19 protein-coding genes are annotated in these 14,900 nt (G+C 69.5%); 7 read left to right on the top strand and 12 right to left on the bottom strand.

The features are described 5' to 3' along the window. Positions 1–461: 461 nt before the first annotated feature. From OHA98_RS04935 to OHA98_RS04910, 6 genes are all read right to left on the bottom strand, one after another. Positions 462–1,067, bottom strand: coding sequence for a 3'-5' exonuclease (locus OHA98_RS04935; protein WP_266922871.1), 606 nt, complete (start codon positions 1,065–1,067; stop codon positions 462–464). Positions 1,068–1,137: 70 nt separating this feature from the next. Then, positions 1,138–1,512: a hypothetical protein gene (locus OHA98_RS04930; RefSeq protein ID WP_266922870.1), complete on the bottom strand. Its 375-nt coding sequence runs from the start codon at positions 1,510–1,512 to the stop codon at positions 1,138–1,140. A 214-nt stretch (positions 1,513–1,726) separates the two neighbouring features. After that, entirely contained in the window at positions 1,727–2,767 is a 1,041-nt protein-coding gene (locus OHA98_RS04925; protein ID WP_266922869.1) for a helix-turn-helix transcriptional regulator, read from the bottom strand. 329 nt (positions 2,768–3,096) lie between these two features. Further along, positions 3,097–3,945, bottom strand: a complete 849-nt coding sequence (locus tag OHA98_RS04920; RefSeq protein WP_266922868.1) for a helix-turn-helix transcriptional regulator — start codon at positions 3,943–3,945, stop codon at positions 3,097–3,099. 14 nt (positions 3,946–3,959) lie between these two features. Then, positions 3,960–4,475, bottom strand: a complete 516-nt coding sequence (locus OHA98_RS04915; protein WP_266922867.1) for a DUF6879 family protein — start codon at positions 4,473–4,475, stop codon at positions 3,960–3,962. Beyond that, entirely contained in the window at positions 4,447–4,701 is a 255-nt protein-coding gene (locus OHA98_RS04910) for a hypothetical protein (RefSeq protein ID WP_266922866.1), read from the bottom strand. Before OHA98_RS04910 ends, OHA98_RS04915 begins: the two co-directional genes overlap by 29 nt. Positions 4,702–4,993: 292 nt before the next feature. On the opposite strand from OHA98_RS04910, the gene OHA98_RS04905 reads away from it, so the two are divergent. From OHA98_RS04905 to OHA98_RS04890, 4 genes are all read left to right on the top strand, one after another. Beyond that, on the top strand, positions 4,994–5,128 hold the full coding sequence (locus OHA98_RS04905; RefSeq protein WP_266922865.1) for a hypothetical protein: 135 nt from the start codon (positions 4,994–4,996) through the stop codon (positions 5,126–5,128). Continuing rightward, a complete protein-coding gene (locus OHA98_RS04900; RefSeq protein ID WP_266922864.1) occupies positions 5,129–6,310 on the top strand; it encodes a methyltransferase domain-containing protein in 1,182 nt (393 codons plus the stop codon). It abuts the gene before it with no gap. 318 nt (positions 6,311–6,628) lie between these two features. Next, entirely contained in the window at positions 6,629–7,156 is a 528-nt protein-coding gene (locus OHA98_RS04895) for a YbaK/EbsC family protein (protein WP_266922863.1), read from the top strand. Beyond that, complete coding sequence (locus OHA98_RS04890; RefSeq protein ID WP_266922862.1) at positions 7,153–8,004, top strand: DMT family transporter; 852 nt, start codon at positions 7,153–7,155, stop codon at positions 8,002–8,004. Before OHA98_RS04895 ends, OHA98_RS04890 begins: the two co-directional genes overlap by 4 nt. Before the next feature lie 51 nt (positions 8,005–8,055). Here the strand turns inward: OHA98_RS04890 and OHA98_RS04885 are convergent, their stop codons facing one another. Both OHA98_RS04885 and OHA98_RS04880 read right to left on the bottom strand, forming a co-directional pair. Next, the gene (locus tag OHA98_RS04885) at positions 8,056–8,505 is read right to left on the bottom strand and encodes a hypothetical protein (RefSeq protein WP_266922861.1); all 450 of its coding nucleotides are present in this window, start codon (positions 8,503–8,505) and stop codon (positions 8,056–8,058) included. Positions 8,506–8,661: 156 nt separating this feature from the next. Further along, positions 8,662–9,426, bottom strand: coding sequence for a GNAT family N-acetyltransferase (locus OHA98_RS04880; RefSeq protein ID WP_266927721.1), 765 nt, complete (start codon positions 9,424–9,426; stop codon positions 8,662–8,664). Between the two features lie 256 nt (positions 9,427–9,682). On the opposite strand from OHA98_RS04880, the gene OHA98_RS04875 reads away from it, so the two are divergent. Next, positions 9,683–10,234, top strand: a complete 552-nt coding sequence (locus tag OHA98_RS04875; RefSeq protein ID WP_266922860.1) for a DinB family protein — start codon at positions 9,683–9,685, stop codon at positions 10,232–10,234. A 112-nt stretch (positions 10,235–10,346) separates the two neighbouring features. On the opposite strand, the gene OHA98_RS04870 is transcribed toward OHA98_RS04875, so the two are convergent. The 4 genes from OHA98_RS04870 to OHA98_RS04855 form a co-directional block, all read right to left on the bottom strand. Then, the gene (locus OHA98_RS04870; protein ID WP_266922859.1) at positions 10,347–11,345 is read right to left on the bottom strand and encodes a HEAT repeat domain-containing protein; all 999 of its coding nucleotides are present in this window, start codon (positions 11,343–11,345) and stop codon (positions 10,347–10,349) included. Between the two features lie 6 nt (positions 11,346–11,351). After that, a complete protein-coding gene (locus OHA98_RS04865) occupies positions 11,352–12,020 on the bottom strand; it encodes a HEAT repeat domain-containing protein (RefSeq protein ID WP_266922858.1) in 669 nt (222 codons plus the stop codon). 196 nt (positions 12,021–12,216) lie between these two features. Next, a complete protein-coding gene (locus OHA98_RS04860) occupies positions 12,217–12,711 on the bottom strand; it encodes a hypothetical protein (protein ID WP_266922857.1) in 495 nt (164 codons plus the stop codon). After that, on the bottom strand, positions 12,701–13,120 hold the full coding sequence (locus OHA98_RS04855; RefSeq protein WP_266922856.1) for an ATP-binding protein: 420 nt from the start codon (positions 13,118–13,120) through the stop codon (positions 12,701–12,703). The genes OHA98_RS04860 and OHA98_RS04855 overlap by 11 nt, the downstream gene beginning before the upstream one ends. A 602-nt stretch (positions 13,121–13,722) precedes the next feature. On the opposite strand from OHA98_RS04855, the gene OHA98_RS04850 reads away from it, so the two are divergent. Further along, positions 13,723–14,676, top strand: a complete 954-nt coding sequence (locus OHA98_RS04850) for a helix-turn-helix transcriptional regulator (protein ID WP_323179517.1) — start codon at positions 13,723–13,725, stop codon at positions 14,674–14,676. After that, positions 14,673–14,870: a DUF397 domain-containing protein gene (locus tag OHA98_RS04845; RefSeq protein WP_266922855.1), complete on the top strand. Its 198-nt coding sequence runs from the start codon at positions 14,673–14,675 to the stop codon at positions 14,868–14,870. The genes OHA98_RS04850 and OHA98_RS04845 overlap by 4 nt, the downstream gene beginning before the upstream one ends. The last annotated feature ends 30 nt before the right edge of the window (positions 14,871–14,900 follow it).

Here is a 14,900-nt window from a genome sequence, read left to right as displayed (position 1 = left end):
GGTCCCGCTTCAGCGAGGCCAGCGCGGCGCCGTCCTCGTTGCCCTCCACGACCAGCGCCAGGAGGCGGTCGGCGCACACCTCGCCCAGACGCGCGACGGTCTGCGCGCAGAAGAGGCGGTCCGCCCGTGCCGTGGCCACGATCCGCTCGACACGGCCCGGGGGCTCGATGCGGTCACTGCGGCACTGCACGAGGAGGGCCCCGCGCAACCGGTCCTGCACCAGTTCCACCGGGCAGACGTCATCGGCGAGCCAGGCGGTCAGCCGTTCCTCGTCCGCGCGGGTCGCGGGGCGGAACCCGAGCCACCACGTCCTCGGAGGACCACTCCCGGCGCATGAACGCTCCCCCTCCGCCGACAACACGTTCGGCCCAACGAGGTGGCCGACCACGAAGCAACGGGCCCGGACAAGGGAGCGACGGCTACTTTGCACCGTGGGTCAGAGACAGGAGACCGGGGCCCGGTCAGCCGGACGGGACCGGCGAGTCCCCCACGTCCCACGAGTCCCGCGGTTCCGGCCAGTCGCCCCGTCCCGCCACATCGAGCACCAGGGCGGCGATGTTCCACGCGTCGTCGTCGCCCCGGTGGTGGCGGCCCTCCAGCGGGAGGCCGGCGGTCCGAAGCGCCTGGGCCATGCCGGGACGCTTGCGCAGCCCGTACGAAGAGGTGAAGGGGACCTTCGCGTTGGTGTGCCGGTGACCGAAGGGGTACTCGGTGCCCGTGTGGCGGCACTGGCGGGTGAACTGGTTGCGGTCGTAGTCGCCCCAGCTGGCCCACGGGAGCGCGCCGGTCCGGTGCTCGGTGGCCAGCAGCCGGCAGGCCTCTGCGAAGGACGGGCCCGCGTCCACCTCGGCCTGCGTCAGCCCGGTCAGCTCGGTGCAGAACGGACTGACCCGGGACCTGGCGGGCCGGACCAGCAGCCGGTGCTTGGCCAGGCGTTCGCCCGCGCGGAGATCGACGACGGTGAGCCCGATCTCGATGATCTCGCTCACCTGGCCGGGCGGCGGCTGCCCGTCCCAGCAGGTCGCTTCGACATCGACGACGTTCAGCAGCGTCCCACCCATGCTCATGGGGGCGAGGGTAGAAACCCCCTCGCCCCCATGTCACCCCGTTTTCACCGCCGGACGGTGAACCGGCCCGCTACGGGGCCAGCTTGATCGAGTTGATCGGGGTCAGGTCCGCGTCGATGTACTGGCCCGGAAACCCCTTGGTGCCGCAGTCGCCGCCGTCGTACTTCTTGCAGAGCTGTGCGGTCGCCCCGTCGATCTGGTTGTTGAAGACCCGGTGCATCCCGGTGTGGTTGACCAGGTTGTAGGCGCGGTAATCCCAGTACTCAAGCTCCGGATTGTCGCCGTTCCACGACGCCTTCGGGTAGACGCAGACGTACCCGGACCGGCACCCGTGCACCGTGACGGCCTGCGTGCCGGCGTCGGCGGCCTGCGCACCCGCCCCCGTCACCAGTACGGCCCCCGCCGCGAACGTGAGTGCCGCTGCTGCTCGTACGAACCTACGCATATCGATCCTTCCCTGTGCCGTGCCCGGTGGACACCGCACTCCCCTGTGGAATGGCCGTCGGCCCTCCGGACGCCCTCCCCGCAACGTTTTCCGTTGCCGTGACGCCCGGCATGGGAAGAGCTTGGCCCCGGAGCCGCCCCGGGCGCCGCACGCTTTCATCGGGGTGAAATCGTCGGGAGATCAGGGCCGGACCAGGGGCCGGATCGAGGCCGGGTCAGGGGCTGGTCGTTTCGATCAGCGCCAGGCCCAGCGGCGAGGGGATGTGCAGGACGAACCGGCCCTCCCGGCGGCTGGAGGCCAGCCCGGCCTCGCGCAGAATCGCCAGCTGCTGACTGGTGTTGGGCAGCGACGAGCCGACGGCTTCGGCCAGTTCGGACGTCGTGGCACAGCCGCGCGCCGCCACCTCGTGCAGGAGCGCGGCCCGCGTCGGCCCGAGCAGCTTGGCCAGGGAGGACACGGACCCCGCCCCCTCCGGACCGGCGGGCCTGTCGACGGGCCGCTCGACGGACTTGGCCACCGGGTAGACCAGCATCGGCATCAGCGCGTCGTCGACCAGGGTGATCGGCATGCGCCAGCAGAAGTAGGACGGCACCAGGAGCAGGCCGCGCCCGTCGAGGTACAGGTCCCTCTCGACCGGATACTCCACCTCCAGCACCGGCGGGCTCCACCGGGCCATGGGCCGGAAGGTGCCCAGCAGCGCCCTGGTCCCGCCCACCGACAACTCCCGGGACCGCCAGGCGACGTCGAGCGCCACCGCCTCGTCGATCCGGTGCTGGAACGGTGCGACGAACACCTCGTCGTAGGAGCTCAGGAGTCCGCCCAGTGCCCGTAGCGCCGTGGTGTCGCCCCGGGCCAGCTCCGCCCCGGCGAACGGCCGCACCCGCACCCCCGTGACCGCGCTCTCCCCGCCTTCCGCCAGCAGCACCAGTTCGTCGCGCAGGCGGCGTCGCGGCGTCGAGAGCACTCCCTCGATGCCCTGCCGGAGGTCGGTGGTGCCCCCGTCCACGGCGGGCGTCAGGAAGTCCGGGAAGTACGGGCCGAACGGCACCAGGCTGCGCAGGGCGAGCGCGGCACCGCGCGCGGCCGCGTCACCCTTCAGGCTCGGGGCGACCGCGCGCCGCCACGGGCCGAACACGAGCGGCCCTTCCTTGGTCTGTAATCGGCAGACGCTGCAGACGATCTCCCACAGCGGGTCAGGGCGGCGGGCGATGCGGATGTACTCCAGGTCCCGGCCGGTGAAATGGACGCGCAACAAGATTTCCCCCCTTGTCGTACTACCCATGGGCCCTTACCCCACCGACGCCGCGCCAGGGAGCCGCGGTTGGCACGGGCATCTATCCGGCCAGGTTTTGACCAGAAGTCACCGAAATCATCCGGAGTGCGATACTCCGGAATCCGTCTGGTGCCCGCCCGGCGCGGTTCAGTAGCGTGCAGCACATGAGCACTCCCGAAACCGCGCCCCAAACCGCCGCGGCGGTCCTTACCGGCGCGCTGAACGGCTGATGCCGTGACTCCCCGCACTTGTCACCACGCCAGGGCGACGATTTCGGGGGCTTTTGTCATGCGCCCGCCGCCGAGCACGGACTACCCAAGCGCAGCCAGGGCGGACGCCACGCGAGCACGCGCGACGGCCCCCCGCACCGCACCCTGCGAAAGGCGCCCGAAGGCCCGTGCGTACAGGTCCACTTGACTCGGCTGTGTGAGGGTGGACGCGGCGTCCAAACCATCCGCGTGCACCCTGGCATCGTCGAACATCGTGAACGTCGGCATGGGCCACACTGCTCGTCGGGCCGAGAACGGCAGGATTCCCAGGGCCACGTTCTGGAGATCCATGACTCCCAGGAGATGGCCCAGTTGCGCGGCCATGGTCTCGACCGTGCACAGCCGATAGTGCAGGACCGATTCCTCCAGAACGAACGAGAACCGGTGTGCACCGTTGGTCAGCACCGCGTTACGCCTCATCCGGGCCTTGACGGCATCGGTCACGTCGTCGGGTGCCCCTCGGAACTCCGCGATGGAGGACAGAAGGGCGGTGGCGTACCCGGGCGTCTGGAGGAATCCGGGGATCACGTCGGAGACGTAGACCCGGAACAGACTGGTTCGCTGGTACAGGCTCTCCGTGGACTCCTGCACCCGGCGGAGGCCGGTGCGCTGGAGTCGTCTCCACTCGACGTGGGAGTCCGCGGACTGCCTGTTCGCCGCGATCAGGTCCGGCGCCTGGCTGTCGGCGTCGCAGGCTCGGCACCATGCCCGGATGTCCGCGTCGGACGGTGGCGTTCTGGCGTTTCCGATACGCGATGCCTTCGCGTCCGACCAGCCGCACCTGACGGCCAGCTCCCGCCCGCTGATTCCGGCATCCCTACGGAGATCGCGCAGTCGGCCCGCCAGTTCTTCGCGTGCCTGCTGAACGCTCGGTGAAGGGTGCGGGGGCATGGAGCCGGCTTTCGTCAGATCGCGTACAGGTGGTGCGGAACCGCTCGCTGCCAGACGGCTTCGAAGGCCGACGAGCAGAGTTTCACGGTCTCCTCGTCCGAGGTGATCTCATCCTCGACCACCGCGCCGTCCCCTGAGAAGTGGTGCACCCGCAGGAGCTCACCGTCGAAGAGCCAGAAGTCGTTTCCCGGGAGGGCGATGTCCGTGGCCCGTCGTCGCGGTAGCCATCGGACCTCCTCCCCCGCCGTCACGTTCGCGTGGGTCACGTAATGCTCCCAGCGGATGTACTCCGTCACTGGCTCGGAGACGATGCGGGCCCGACGGATCGACACACCCCGTGCCACGGAGTCCGTGATCAATTGGTCGTACGGGTGCCACCAGGACTCCCGGTCTTCCCAGTTGATCCGCACGCCGCGCCGCCATGCGTCGAACCGGTCGGTGGGCGCGTACGAGTCACGCATCTCCAGGTGGACGGCCGACCGCTCGCACCGGCCGAGCAGCTCAGCGAAGCCGGGCGCGCTCGACGGCATCGCAGGCCTCCCTGATCACCGGAATCATGCGGGCGGGGAGCCGCACGATGGCCTCGCCCTCAGGGACCGATCCGTTCGCCGGGCTGGTCGCCTCGCACTGGGCCTGAGCCCTGGCGTCCGGCTTCCATCCTTGCAACAAGATCTCCTGAGCTTCCGTGTCCGCCCACACCGTCGGGCAGTGATCCCGGTCGGTGTTCGGATCGATACCGACGAACTCTACGGCCATGGCTGGCTCCCTGATCCAGGTGCTTGCTCGGGTTTGCTCGGGCTTGCACGAGCTTCGCCGAACAGCGGGTACAGCGTCAATACCGCTCTCGGCCAGGGGAATTGATGTGCAAACCCGTGCAAGTTCGTAGCGCCCCGGACAGGCGTCCTTCTAGCGTCGACTCGCATCGTCGGCCCCTGGTGAGGACTGTCACCAGTGGTCCCGGCCGGCCGGGGGTCGGGGGCATTCCCCGCGCGCCCCAAGACTTCCGAGACTCCGCAGATAGTCCGCAACCAACAAGAGGAGCAACGGCATGGGATGGGGAACGGGAAAGGGCGGAAGCGGTGGCAGCGGGCAGCACTCCGGGGGGAAGGACCCGGGCACGTCCAAGCCGTCGAGCGACACGGCCAAGCCGAAGGACCCGCCGAAGCACAAGAAGGACGAGTAGGTGACAACACCGAATCTCGCAGCGTCCGAGCAGATCGCCCTCCGTGATCTGCTCGGAGCAGTGAACAACGACATGGATACGCCGTTGCGCCCCGAGTGGGAGCGAGCGGCATGGTCCGTCACCCGGTCCGCGTTTGTTCCTGAACGCATCTATCTGGGTGATCAGTTGGTGCCCTGCGACCGCACCAAGGCTCCGGAGGCGTGGCTTCGGGCGGTGTACGTCGATGACTCCGTAGTGACGCAGATCAACGACGGCGAGGAGCCCGCGGACGGAGATCGGTGGGCCTCGTCATCCGCTTCGGCTCCGTCCATCGTGTTCCGGATGCTGCACATGCTCGATGTGGCGCCGGAACAACGAGTCCTGGAGATCGGCACCGGAACAGGGTGGAACGCGGGTCTCCTGGCCCACGTCGCCGGCTCGGAGAACGTGACGACCGTCGAAGTGGACCCCGTGCTGGCGTCCAGAGCCCAGGCCTGTCTGCGGAAGTCGGGGCTCGGCGTGGAAGTCATCGCCGGGGACGGCGCTATGGGACACGCGGACGGCGCGCCGTACGACCGGCTCGTGGCCACGTGTTCCGTGCGGTCCGTCCCTCGCCCGTGGCTCACGCAGGTGAAGCCCGGGGGCGTCATCCTCGCTCCGTGGGAGTCGCCGTGGATCTGTTACGGACTGCTGCGCCTGACCGTGGACGACGGTGGGACGGCTTCGGGCCGGTTCTCTCCGCACAGTGCGTTCATGCTCATGCGGCAGCAGCGGACCAACCTGCGGATTTTCCGGGACGTGGTGCGCGACGACCACCAGCCCGACGAGTCGACCACCATCCTGCCGCCGTGGCAGGTGGCCGGGGAGGAACTCGCCGCACGGTTCGCCATGGGGCTGCAGCTCCGTGACGTGTGGTGGACGTGGCACGACAACCCGGACGTGGAAGGGGTGGCATCCCGCCTGTGGCTCGCCACGACCGATGCCACGTCGTGGGCTGCCGTGGACTGGGACGGGAAGTCCGACACCCAGTGGACGGTGTGGCAGCAAGGCCGCCGTCGGCTCTGGAACGAGGTGGAAGCGGCGCACGACTGGTGGGCGCTGCATGACCGTCCCGGCCCGGAACGACTCGGTCTGACGGTCACGGCCACAGGTGAGACTCCGTGGCTGGACACCCCTGAACGGCACGTCCCCACAAGTGGCTGATCAGCGAGACCGCCCCGTCCGTGCGCTTCTGCCCGAGGCGTCGGACGGGGCTTCCACCTGAGCCCTACGGTCTTGCCGGCAGTCCTGAGTGTTCGGACACACCATCAAGGACCAGCTCGTCTCGTTTCTCCCTGAATATCGGAGAGGGCGGGCCTGCCGATCGGCGCGGTGGCCGCCCTGTGGAGCGCCCGGCCATTCCGGGTTGGCACGGGCATCTATCCGGCCAGGTTTTGACCGGAAGTCACCGAAATCGTCCGGAGTGCGATACTCCGGAATCCGTCTGGTGCCCGCCCGGCGCGGTTCAGTAGCGTGCAGCACATGAGCACTCCCGAAACCGCGCCCGCGACCGCCGCCTCCCCGTCCGCCGCCTCCTCCGATGCCCACCCCCGGTTCGCCGAAGCGCTGCGCGAGCTGGGCCTCCAGGTGGAGGTACGCCGGTTCCCGGACGCCACCCGCACCGCCGCCGAGGCGGCCGCGGCGGTCGGCTGCGAGCTCAGCGAGATCGTCAAGTCGCTGATCTTCGAGGCGGACGGCGTACCGGTCCTGGTCCTGATGGACGGGTCCTCGCGCGTCGATGTGGAGCTCGTACGGAAGGAACTGGGCGCCGGGAAGGTCAAGCGCGCCGGGGCCGACCTGGTCCGCGAGACCACGGGGTACGCGATCGGCGGCGTACCGCCCTTCGGCCATGTGCGGAAGACCCGCGTGCTGGCCGACCGCGGGCTGCTGGACCACGCGGTGGTGTGGGCGGCGGCGGGCACCCCGCACACGGTGTTCCCGCTCGACCCCACGACGCTGATCGGCCACGCGGGCGCCACGGTGGCCGATGTGCGCGAGCAGACCAAGTGACTCCTCTGGTCGCGTTCGCGGTCCTCATGGCCGCGATCACCCACGCCTCGTGGAACGCCATCGCGCACGCCATCAAGGACCAGCTCGTCTCCTTCACCCTGATATCCGGGGGCGGCCTGCTGATCGGCGCGGTGGCCGCCCTGTTCGTCCCGTTCCCTGCGGCGGAGGCCTGGCCGTACCTCTTCGTCTCGTCCGCGCTGCACGTGGCGTACATGCTGTTGCTGATGCGGTCGTTCACCCTGGGCGACTTCGGCCAGATGTACCCGATCGCCCGGGGCACGGCCCCGCTCGTGGTGACGGTCCTGGCCGCGGTCTTCGTCGGCGAACGCCCCGACGCCTGGGCCACGGCGGGCGTCGCGGTCGCCTCGGCCGGACTCGTCGGCCTCGCCCTGTGGGGCATCCGCGGTTCCGGGAAACGCCCGCACTGGCCGGCGATCCTGGCGGCCCTCGGCACGGGCCTGGCCATCGCCGGGTACACCACGGTGGACGGCGTCGGCGTACGCGCCTCGGGCACCCCGCTCGGCTACATCGCGTGGCTGATGATCCTGGAGGGCCTCGCCATCCCGGCGTACGCGCTCTGGAGCCGCCGCGCCGCTCTCCTGCCACAGCTACGCCCGTACGCGGCCCGCGGCCTCATCGGCGCGGCCCTCTCGGTCTCCGCGTACGGCCTGGTCCTGTGGGCCCAGACGAAGGCCCCGCTCGCCCCGATCGCGGCACTGCGGGAATCCTCGATCATCGTGGGCGCGGCGATAGGCACCCTGTTCTTCAAGGAGCGCTTCGGCGCCCCGCGCATCGCTGCGGCCGGGCTGATGGTGGTGGGCATCGGGCTGATGCTGCACACGAGTTGACGCTGCCCGCGAGTGGACGGAGCGGGCCGGTTCATGCCGTGCGAGCCACCACTACGGCAAAGTGTCGGGTACGGAGACGGTGATGAGGGCCGGGTGCGCCGCTCCGGAGGCCCGAAGGGCATCGACGAAGATCTCGGTCGCCCAGGCAGCCACGTCCGGGGACCATTCGCGTGCGCGGCAGCAAAAGGCCATGGTCTGCCGCATTCCACCGGTCTGGAGCTCACCTGCCAGTGGGGGAGCCAGCCCGTTCTGCCCGACCCGCCCTGCCGGTACCGCGTCGACGGTCATTCGCCCGAAGGCGCGCTCCCGGGCCAATTCGCGGATCTCGGCGACGCGCCCGCCCAGGCCCGCCGATTCCCCGGCCGAGACCGTGACCACCATGTCGGCCCGGCCGTCCCGATCAGCGAGACCGAACCAGTCGGCAGCGGCGACGAGATCGAACCGGCTGTCCGGGGCAAGGCGTACTGGCGCCAGCACATGCAGGCCGGTGAGGCGGAACACCCCCTCATCGAGGTCGTACTCGGCACTGGCCCTCTCGATCCACGGGTGCCGTTCCCTTCCAGTTGCCGCCGTCCTTCACTTGCAGCCACACGGTTACCTTGGCCTTGGTGCCGGCCCCGGATCCGTTCAACCACCAACCAGTGGAGTTCGGGCGGTTCAGGGGTTGATGGCGTGTTCGGTGAACTCGCCGCAGGAGCGGAACCCGAGGCGGCGGTAGACGGGCTCGCCGTCGGCCGACGCCTGCAGGACCGCGATGCGGTGGTCCCGGTCGCGCGCCGTGCGGAGCGCGGCGAGGGTGATGGCACCGCCGTGGCCACGTCGGCGGTGGGCGGCCAGGGTGGAGATGTTGTAGATACCGGCAACCCCCGCGTGATGGAACACTTCGGCCGAACAGACCGGCCGGCCCTCCACATAGCCGACCAGGTAGCTGGCCGGGCAGTGCGCGGACAGTGCCTGCGGGGTGGCACGGGCGAAGAAACGGCGGACGGTATCGGCGGGCGGGGACCAGTTCGCGGCGAGAACCGTGGCGTAGTCGGCGAGCTGTTCGGGCGTGGACACCGTCCGGATGTCCAGGCCTTGGGCGGCGGGCGGTGGCAGGGTGTCGTCCAGCTCGGCCCACATGGCCGTCTCGCGTTCGGACGCCGGCAGACCGGCCGCCGTCAGGCGGGCGGTGAGGTCCGGTGGCGTCGAGGCGGGCCCCACCCACCAGGAGAAACGGCGGCCGGTGCCGGCCAGGGTCCGGGCGGTCCCGGTGATGCGTGCCGGGGCGGTGGCGTCGGTGAAGCGGGCCGCGGCAACGATGTTGAAAGTGTCGTCGTCCAGGCCGCTGTCGGCGACCAGAAGGTCATCAGTCTCCGTGACGGCCGCACCGGTCATACTCCGATGCAGATGACAGGCATGCTCCGCCAGGTTCCGTTCCATCCTGTCCATCAAGTCGGCTTCATTGAGGAAATGATCGTTCATAGCGATTGATCCCAGCATGACCGGGCGAAGCCCGCACGCGATTTTGAGTCGTCCGCCGAAGGTGTCGCGCCGGCGACCAGCCCGTTCGATACACGGCCTGACGAGCTCGTGCACGGTGAGAGCCTGTCCGGCGGATCCTGTGGTTCGAGTGACCGGTTCGTCGCAGCTCACCCGTCGGCTGCGCTGTCAGCTCCGTTCGCTAAGGTCTGCGGCCATGACTGAGAGCAAAACCGAGGCATGGCCGGAACCTCCACTCGCCGGCACCGAGGCAGCAGCCGTCCTCGGCGCCCTCGAACGGCAGCGGGCCACCCTCGCTTGGAAGTGCTCCGGCCTGGACGCCTCCGGCCTTCGCGCCACACTCGGCACGTCCACCATCACTCTGGGCGGCCTCCTCAAGCACCTGGCGCACGTGGAGGACAGTCACTTCGCCCGGCTGTGGCTCGGCTCCCCCGTCGGTGCTCCCTGGGACACCGTCGACTGGGACAGCACTCCCGACTGGGACTACCGCTCCGCTGCGGAGGACACCCCCGAGCAACTCCGCACTCTCTGGCAGGAGTCAGTCGCCCGCTCCCGTGTCATCGTTGACGAGGCGCTCAGCACTTGCGGGCTGGACCAACTCGGCGCCTGCACCACCCGTAGCGGCGAACGTCCCAACCTCCGCCGTATTCTCCTTGACCTCATCGAGGAGTACGCCCGTCACGCCGGTCACGCCGACCTCATCCGTGAATCCGTCGACGGGCTCACGGGCGAGGACCCGCCGAGGTGACCAGCGGTACCTCGTGGCGGGGTGGTCAGCCTTCACCATGCTCACCCTGATCCCGTTGATCACCCTGCGACGAGCCAATGGTCCGGCAGTCACATGATCCGCCGGGCAAGCCCTACCCGCGCATCCCGAGAACGTACGCCGCGGTAAGTGCGACAGCACGGTCCTCGTCATGGGACAGATCCGCGAGGGCACGTGACGCTGTGGTCCCGGGGATATCCGCGAGCGCCTGTGCCAGCCGTAGACGTGCGGGCGATTCGGCGGTGCCGTGGGCGAGGCGATCGACGAGCCCCGTGGCGATCCGTTCCGCCAAGGCGGGACGGATCGCCAGCGCGCTCAGCGCATCGGCCGCATCGACGTCATGCGTCTCCTCGACGACCATGTCCATGAGCGTCGGGACCGCGTCGGCCACTCCCCGTGCCCCGAGCGCCAGAGCCGCGTACCTGCGGACCACGAGGTCGGGGTTGGTGAGGGCGTCCTGCAGCACTGCGGTCGCCTCACCGCTCGGAATCTCGGCGAGGGACTGGACAGCACGTTTCCGTACCTCGGCCACCGGCGAGCCGAGCCCCTCTGCCAGCAGCACGCATCCGCCACCGCCCGAGCGCGCCAAGGCCCAGCGAAGGGCCCCGGCGACGTTCGGGTCCGACTCGCTCAGCGCCGCCTCGGCCAGTGCTTCCACCGGAACCGGAACTTCCTCGATCGCGGACAGGGCCGCGCGCTGGCGCGTCCCGGCGCTCTTCGACCCCAGCGCCTGGAGGAGTGCGACGCTCTGGAGCACGTCCTCCCAGCCGGCGGGTTCCGCGGCCCCGATCCGACGGAGCCGCGTGAGCAGCTCCGTCTCCACCTCGATGCGTTCTCGCGTCCGGCGGATGAGGTCATCGACGAGCTCCGAGAGCGAGAAGCCGGGATCATCCAGCGCGCGCCCGACTTCACGCAGCGACAGCCCCAATGACCGCAGGCTCTCGATGTGGAAGATCCGCCGGATGTCCTCGCCGGAGTACTCCCGATAGCCGGCCCCGGTACGTCCCGTCGGCCGCACCAGTCCGAGTGACTCGTAATGCCTGAGCATGCGGGCGCTGACCCCGGAGCGCCGTGCCACTTCGCCGATCAACACTGCCTGTCACTCCTCCTGGCCGGTCCTGCCGAGGGCCACGATGCGCTTCGCCTCCTCGATCGCGAACTCGAATCCGGCATCCGGGTCGCGGAACAGCCGTTCCGTGGCGATCGCATGCTGCCGCACGCGAGGTTCGAGATGCGTCATCGCAGCGCGAAGAGGGGGCAGAACCACCTCACCGAGCGCGATCAACGCCCTGCTGAGACTCAGCTGCGTCTCACGTTCGCCCCGCCCGAGCTGCGTCGACAGCACCGCCGCCAACTCGGACTCCTCGCCCTCGGGCACGAGCGCGACCGCTGCTCGCCAGGCGCTTCGCGCCACCTCGTCGTCGGCGTCGGTCAGCAGCGCCCGCGTGATCGCCGGCCACGCCTGCCGATCCCCGATCTTGGACAGCGTGTGCAACGCCTGGCTTCGAGCCTGCGCATGCTCCGAGCGGACTTCACCGAGCAGCTCCGGAACCGTAAGTGACGCGGAGTGGCGGGTGAGCGCCCACGTCAGCATTTCACGAACGTAGAACTCGGGCTCGATCGCGCACCGCTCGATGAGCCTGTCGATGAACCGCGCGTCGGGGTTCGTGCCGACCGCCAGCGCTGTCTGCAGCCGCACTGACGAGCTGCCGTGCTCCAGCCCCTGGAGAGCTCGCACGGCGTCCGTTTCCTGTTTCGGCGTGATCATCGGGATCACCTCCTCGGCCACAGTGAAGGCCTTGTCACTGTGACAAGGTCAAGCGGCGTCACGCCGCGAGATCACCAGGGGCGGACGGTTCCCCTGCGCGGCGTCCCACCCGCCTGCCCCGGCCTGCCCGCCGGGAAGAGGGCGGACAGGCCGAGGCAGGATCATGGAGTACGGCTACCCCGGCGGCGGGACACGGCTACACCCCTTCATCGCACGCCACCCCCTCCCCGTGGCCGCCGGAGACTCGGACGAAGTCCGTGACGATCCGCCGGAATCCTGTGTGCCCAGTCCGCTCCGCGTGATCGACGCACCACACAGGCTGGGCGGACATCGACGGGGACGGCTCGCAGAACTCGCCGCACGAGGCGCACTCGGCCGCGACGACCGGTGAACCGGACGCGTCCGCACGTACCGCCCAATCCGCCATGCACAGCCTCGGCTTCTGCCCGGCCAACGGCCCCAGGTCCGCCGGGGCAGATAACGGTCCCGGGTCCGCCGGGGCAGCCACCAGCACCATGGACGCCGCCGGAATCCGGAGCGGGTAGGCCGTCAGGAAGTCCAGGACCACGGCCATCCCGCCGGTCGCGTAGCGTTCGAGGCGATTGCCCATCACCTCCTGCCACTCCCCCCAGACGCGCACCTGGTCGCCGCGCCGCACCCGCACTGCGGGTACCTGACGCTCACCGCGCACGGCTCGCCCCCTCGGCCACCACATGGGCCCAGACGAACTTGCCCGGCCCGTTCCGCTCCCCGATACCCCAGCTCCGCGCCAGCGCCGACACGATGAACAAGCCCCGCCCGTCCGTGGATTCCGGCGCGGCACGACGCGTGACGGGCGGCGCCTCCGATGCGTCGTGCACCTCGATACGAACCCCGCCCCCGACCGGGATGAAGCGCGTCTCGATCTCCCGCCCCGGCGACACCCGGGCATGGCGCCCGGCATTCGTCAGCAGCTCGGAGAGGACGAGTTCGGCGGAGTCCTGCACGGACGACAGCCCCCAGGCGGCCAACGCCGCACGCAGAGCCGCACGGGCGCGGCCCACCTGGCGCGGATGGCGGCTCCAGCGCAACACCACCGGCGGCTCCTTGACCTCACTCATCAGCCCACCACCACACCGTGGACGATGCGCGGCCCGGCATCGATGCCCTGGCACGCGAGCCAGAGGACCGTACGGTGCGCTCGACGGTGCCGGTTCTCGGTCCGCTCCCAACGGTTGTACGCGGCACGGGAGTACGGGCCGTCAGCCGGTCGGGGGCCTGGGGTCACCTCCACGGCGCGATGACTGATGATCAGTCGGCGCCCAGGCACAGGCGGGGGTTCAGTCCCCGGCTGTCCAGCGAGGGTTCGTTGAGAGGGCTGTTGATTTGAGGGGTGACGCCGCCCCCCGCGCAAGAGACATAAAAGCCGTCCGAACGCCCGGACGATAGGGTCCACCATGTCGGCGCTCCTTCGAAGCGTTGACCACGCCCCCGGACCACGCAGCGGTCGCGGGGGTCCTCTTTGTCCCGGCTCGCCCAAGGGCGCCGAAGATTCGGAACCCGTGCGTTCCAGCCGAAGGAACCGCACGCCGAACTTCGGCGGCGCCTGACGAGCACCATTCATCACGCAGAGCACGCGCTCATGTGCGTGACGTCACACACGTACGTTAGAGGTGGTGAGCAAACTACTGCAAGTGAAACGCTCGCAAATTTGCGATAGGGCTTGTCTGCTGAGTCGCCGGCTGGCTTCGCTCCAGCCCAACGCGGCAAGATGAGCGGCACGTTGAGAGGAGACAACATGCCCGCAGGTGGGAGGCCGACCGTCCGCAGTCGACGGCTGGGCTCGGCCCTGAAGCGCCATCGGGAGGCCGCAGGCGTGGATCAGTCAGTGGCCGCCGAAGCGATCATGAAGTCGGTCTCCAAGGTGAGCAGGCTGGAAGGCGGACAGGTTTCGGCCTCCGCTCTGGAAGTCCGGGCGTTGATGGACTGCTACGGAGTGCAGGACGGGGACGAACGCAGTCGGCTTGAGCGGCTGGCGCGTACGAGTAACCAGCGCGGCTGGTGGGTCGACCATCAGGAGGCCGTCCGGCCGGACTACGCGGATTACATCACCCTGGAAAGCGACGCCTCCTACATCCGGTCGTGGGAACCCGCGCTCATCCCCGGGTTGTTGCAGACGGCGGAGTACGCCGAATCGGTCATCACGTCGGGCCCGACCTTCATCGCCCAGGAGACCGTCGCCGCTCTGGTGAAGGTCCGCCAGGAACGGCAGAAGAGGATCGAGCAGGGCGGCGTCCACTTCACCGCGATCATCTGGGAACCCGCCATAGCCTCGTTGCCGCACGATCCGACAGTGTGCAGGGGCCAGTTGCTCCGCCTGCTGGAGGCAGGGAGCCGCCAGAACGTCACCGTGCAGATCCTGCCCCGCGCGGCCAGCAAGAGCGCGGGGATGTCCGGCGCGTTCGCCGCCTTCTCGTTCGGCGTGGAACCCATCGTGGAAGCGGTGACAGTGCAGACCGTCGCCCACACCACCGTGGTGGAGGCTCCCGAAGATCTCGCTCTCTACGTCAACGTGTTCGACCTCCTGCGCTCGGCCGCACTGTCACCGCAGGAGAGCGCCGACCGCATTCGGCATATCCTCGAAGAAGCGTCCGGACATACGAAAGAGGCATCGTGACCCCCGAGATCACCAGCTCGTTCCGCAAGTCGTCCTACTCCGACCAGCAGGGCAACTGCCTCGAAGTCGCCCGCACGACCGACCAGGGGCGTGCCGTACGAGACAGCAAGTGCCGCGACGAGGGGACCCAGTTCTACGCGGCCTCGGCGTGGAGTGCCTTCATGTCGGCCCTCACGTCCGGTGCGCTCTCCTAGGCTGACGGGCAACAGCGCCTGAGCCCCCGT

Origin of the sequence: Streptomyces sp. NBC_00654, assembly GCF_026341775.1 — a bacterium.
Lineage (GTDB): Bacteria > Actinomycetota > Actinomycetes > Streptomycetales > Streptomycetaceae > Streptomyces.
This window is presented reverse-complemented; position numbering and strand designations above follow the sequence as displayed.

Bases quoted from the DNA above. Each gene is read 5' to 3' on its own strand.
- OHA98_RS04905 (WP_266922865.1), top strand. From the start codon at position 4,994: ATGGGATGGGGAACGGGAAAGGGCGGAAGCGGTGGCAGCGGGCAGCAC.
- OHA98_RS04865 (WP_266922858.1), bottom strand. From the start codon at position 12,020: ATGATCACGCCGAAACAGGAAACGGACGCCGTGCGAGCTCTCCAGGGG.
- OHA98_RS04880 (WP_266927721.1), bottom strand. From the start codon at position 9,426: ATGGAACGGAACCTGGCGGAGCATGCCTGTCATCTGCATCGGAGTATG.
- OHA98_RS04895 (WP_266922863.1), top strand. From the start codon at position 6,629: ATGAGCACTCCCGAAACCGCGCCCGCGACCGCCGCCTCCCCGTCCGCC.
- OHA98_RS04875 (WP_266922860.1), top strand. From the start codon at position 9,683: ATGACTGAGAGCAAAACCGAGGCATGGCCGGAACCTCCACTCGCCGGC.
- OHA98_RS04920 (WP_266922868.1), bottom strand. From the start codon at position 3,945: ATGCCCCCGCACCCTTCACCGAGCGTTCAGCAGGCACGCGAAGAACTG.
- OHA98_RS04930 (WP_266922870.1), bottom strand. From the start codon at position 1,512: ATGCGTAGGTTCGTACGAGCAGCAGCGGCACTCACGTTCGCGGCGGGG.
- OHA98_RS04915 (WP_266922867.1), bottom strand. From the start codon at position 4,475: ATGCCGTCGAGCGCGCCCGGCTTCGCTGAGCTGCTCGGCCGGTGCGAG.
- OHA98_RS04855 (WP_266922856.1), bottom strand. From the start codon at position 13,120: ATGAGTGAGGTCAAGGAGCCGCCGGTGGTGTTGCGCTGGAGCCGCCAT.
- OHA98_RS04935 (WP_266922871.1), bottom strand. From the start codon at position 1,067: ATGAGCATGGGTGGGACGCTGCTGAACGTCGTCGATGTCGAAGCGACC.
- OHA98_RS04910 (WP_266922866.1), bottom strand. From the start codon at position 4,701: ATGGCCGTAGAGTTCGTCGGTATCGATCCGAACACCGACCGGGATCAC.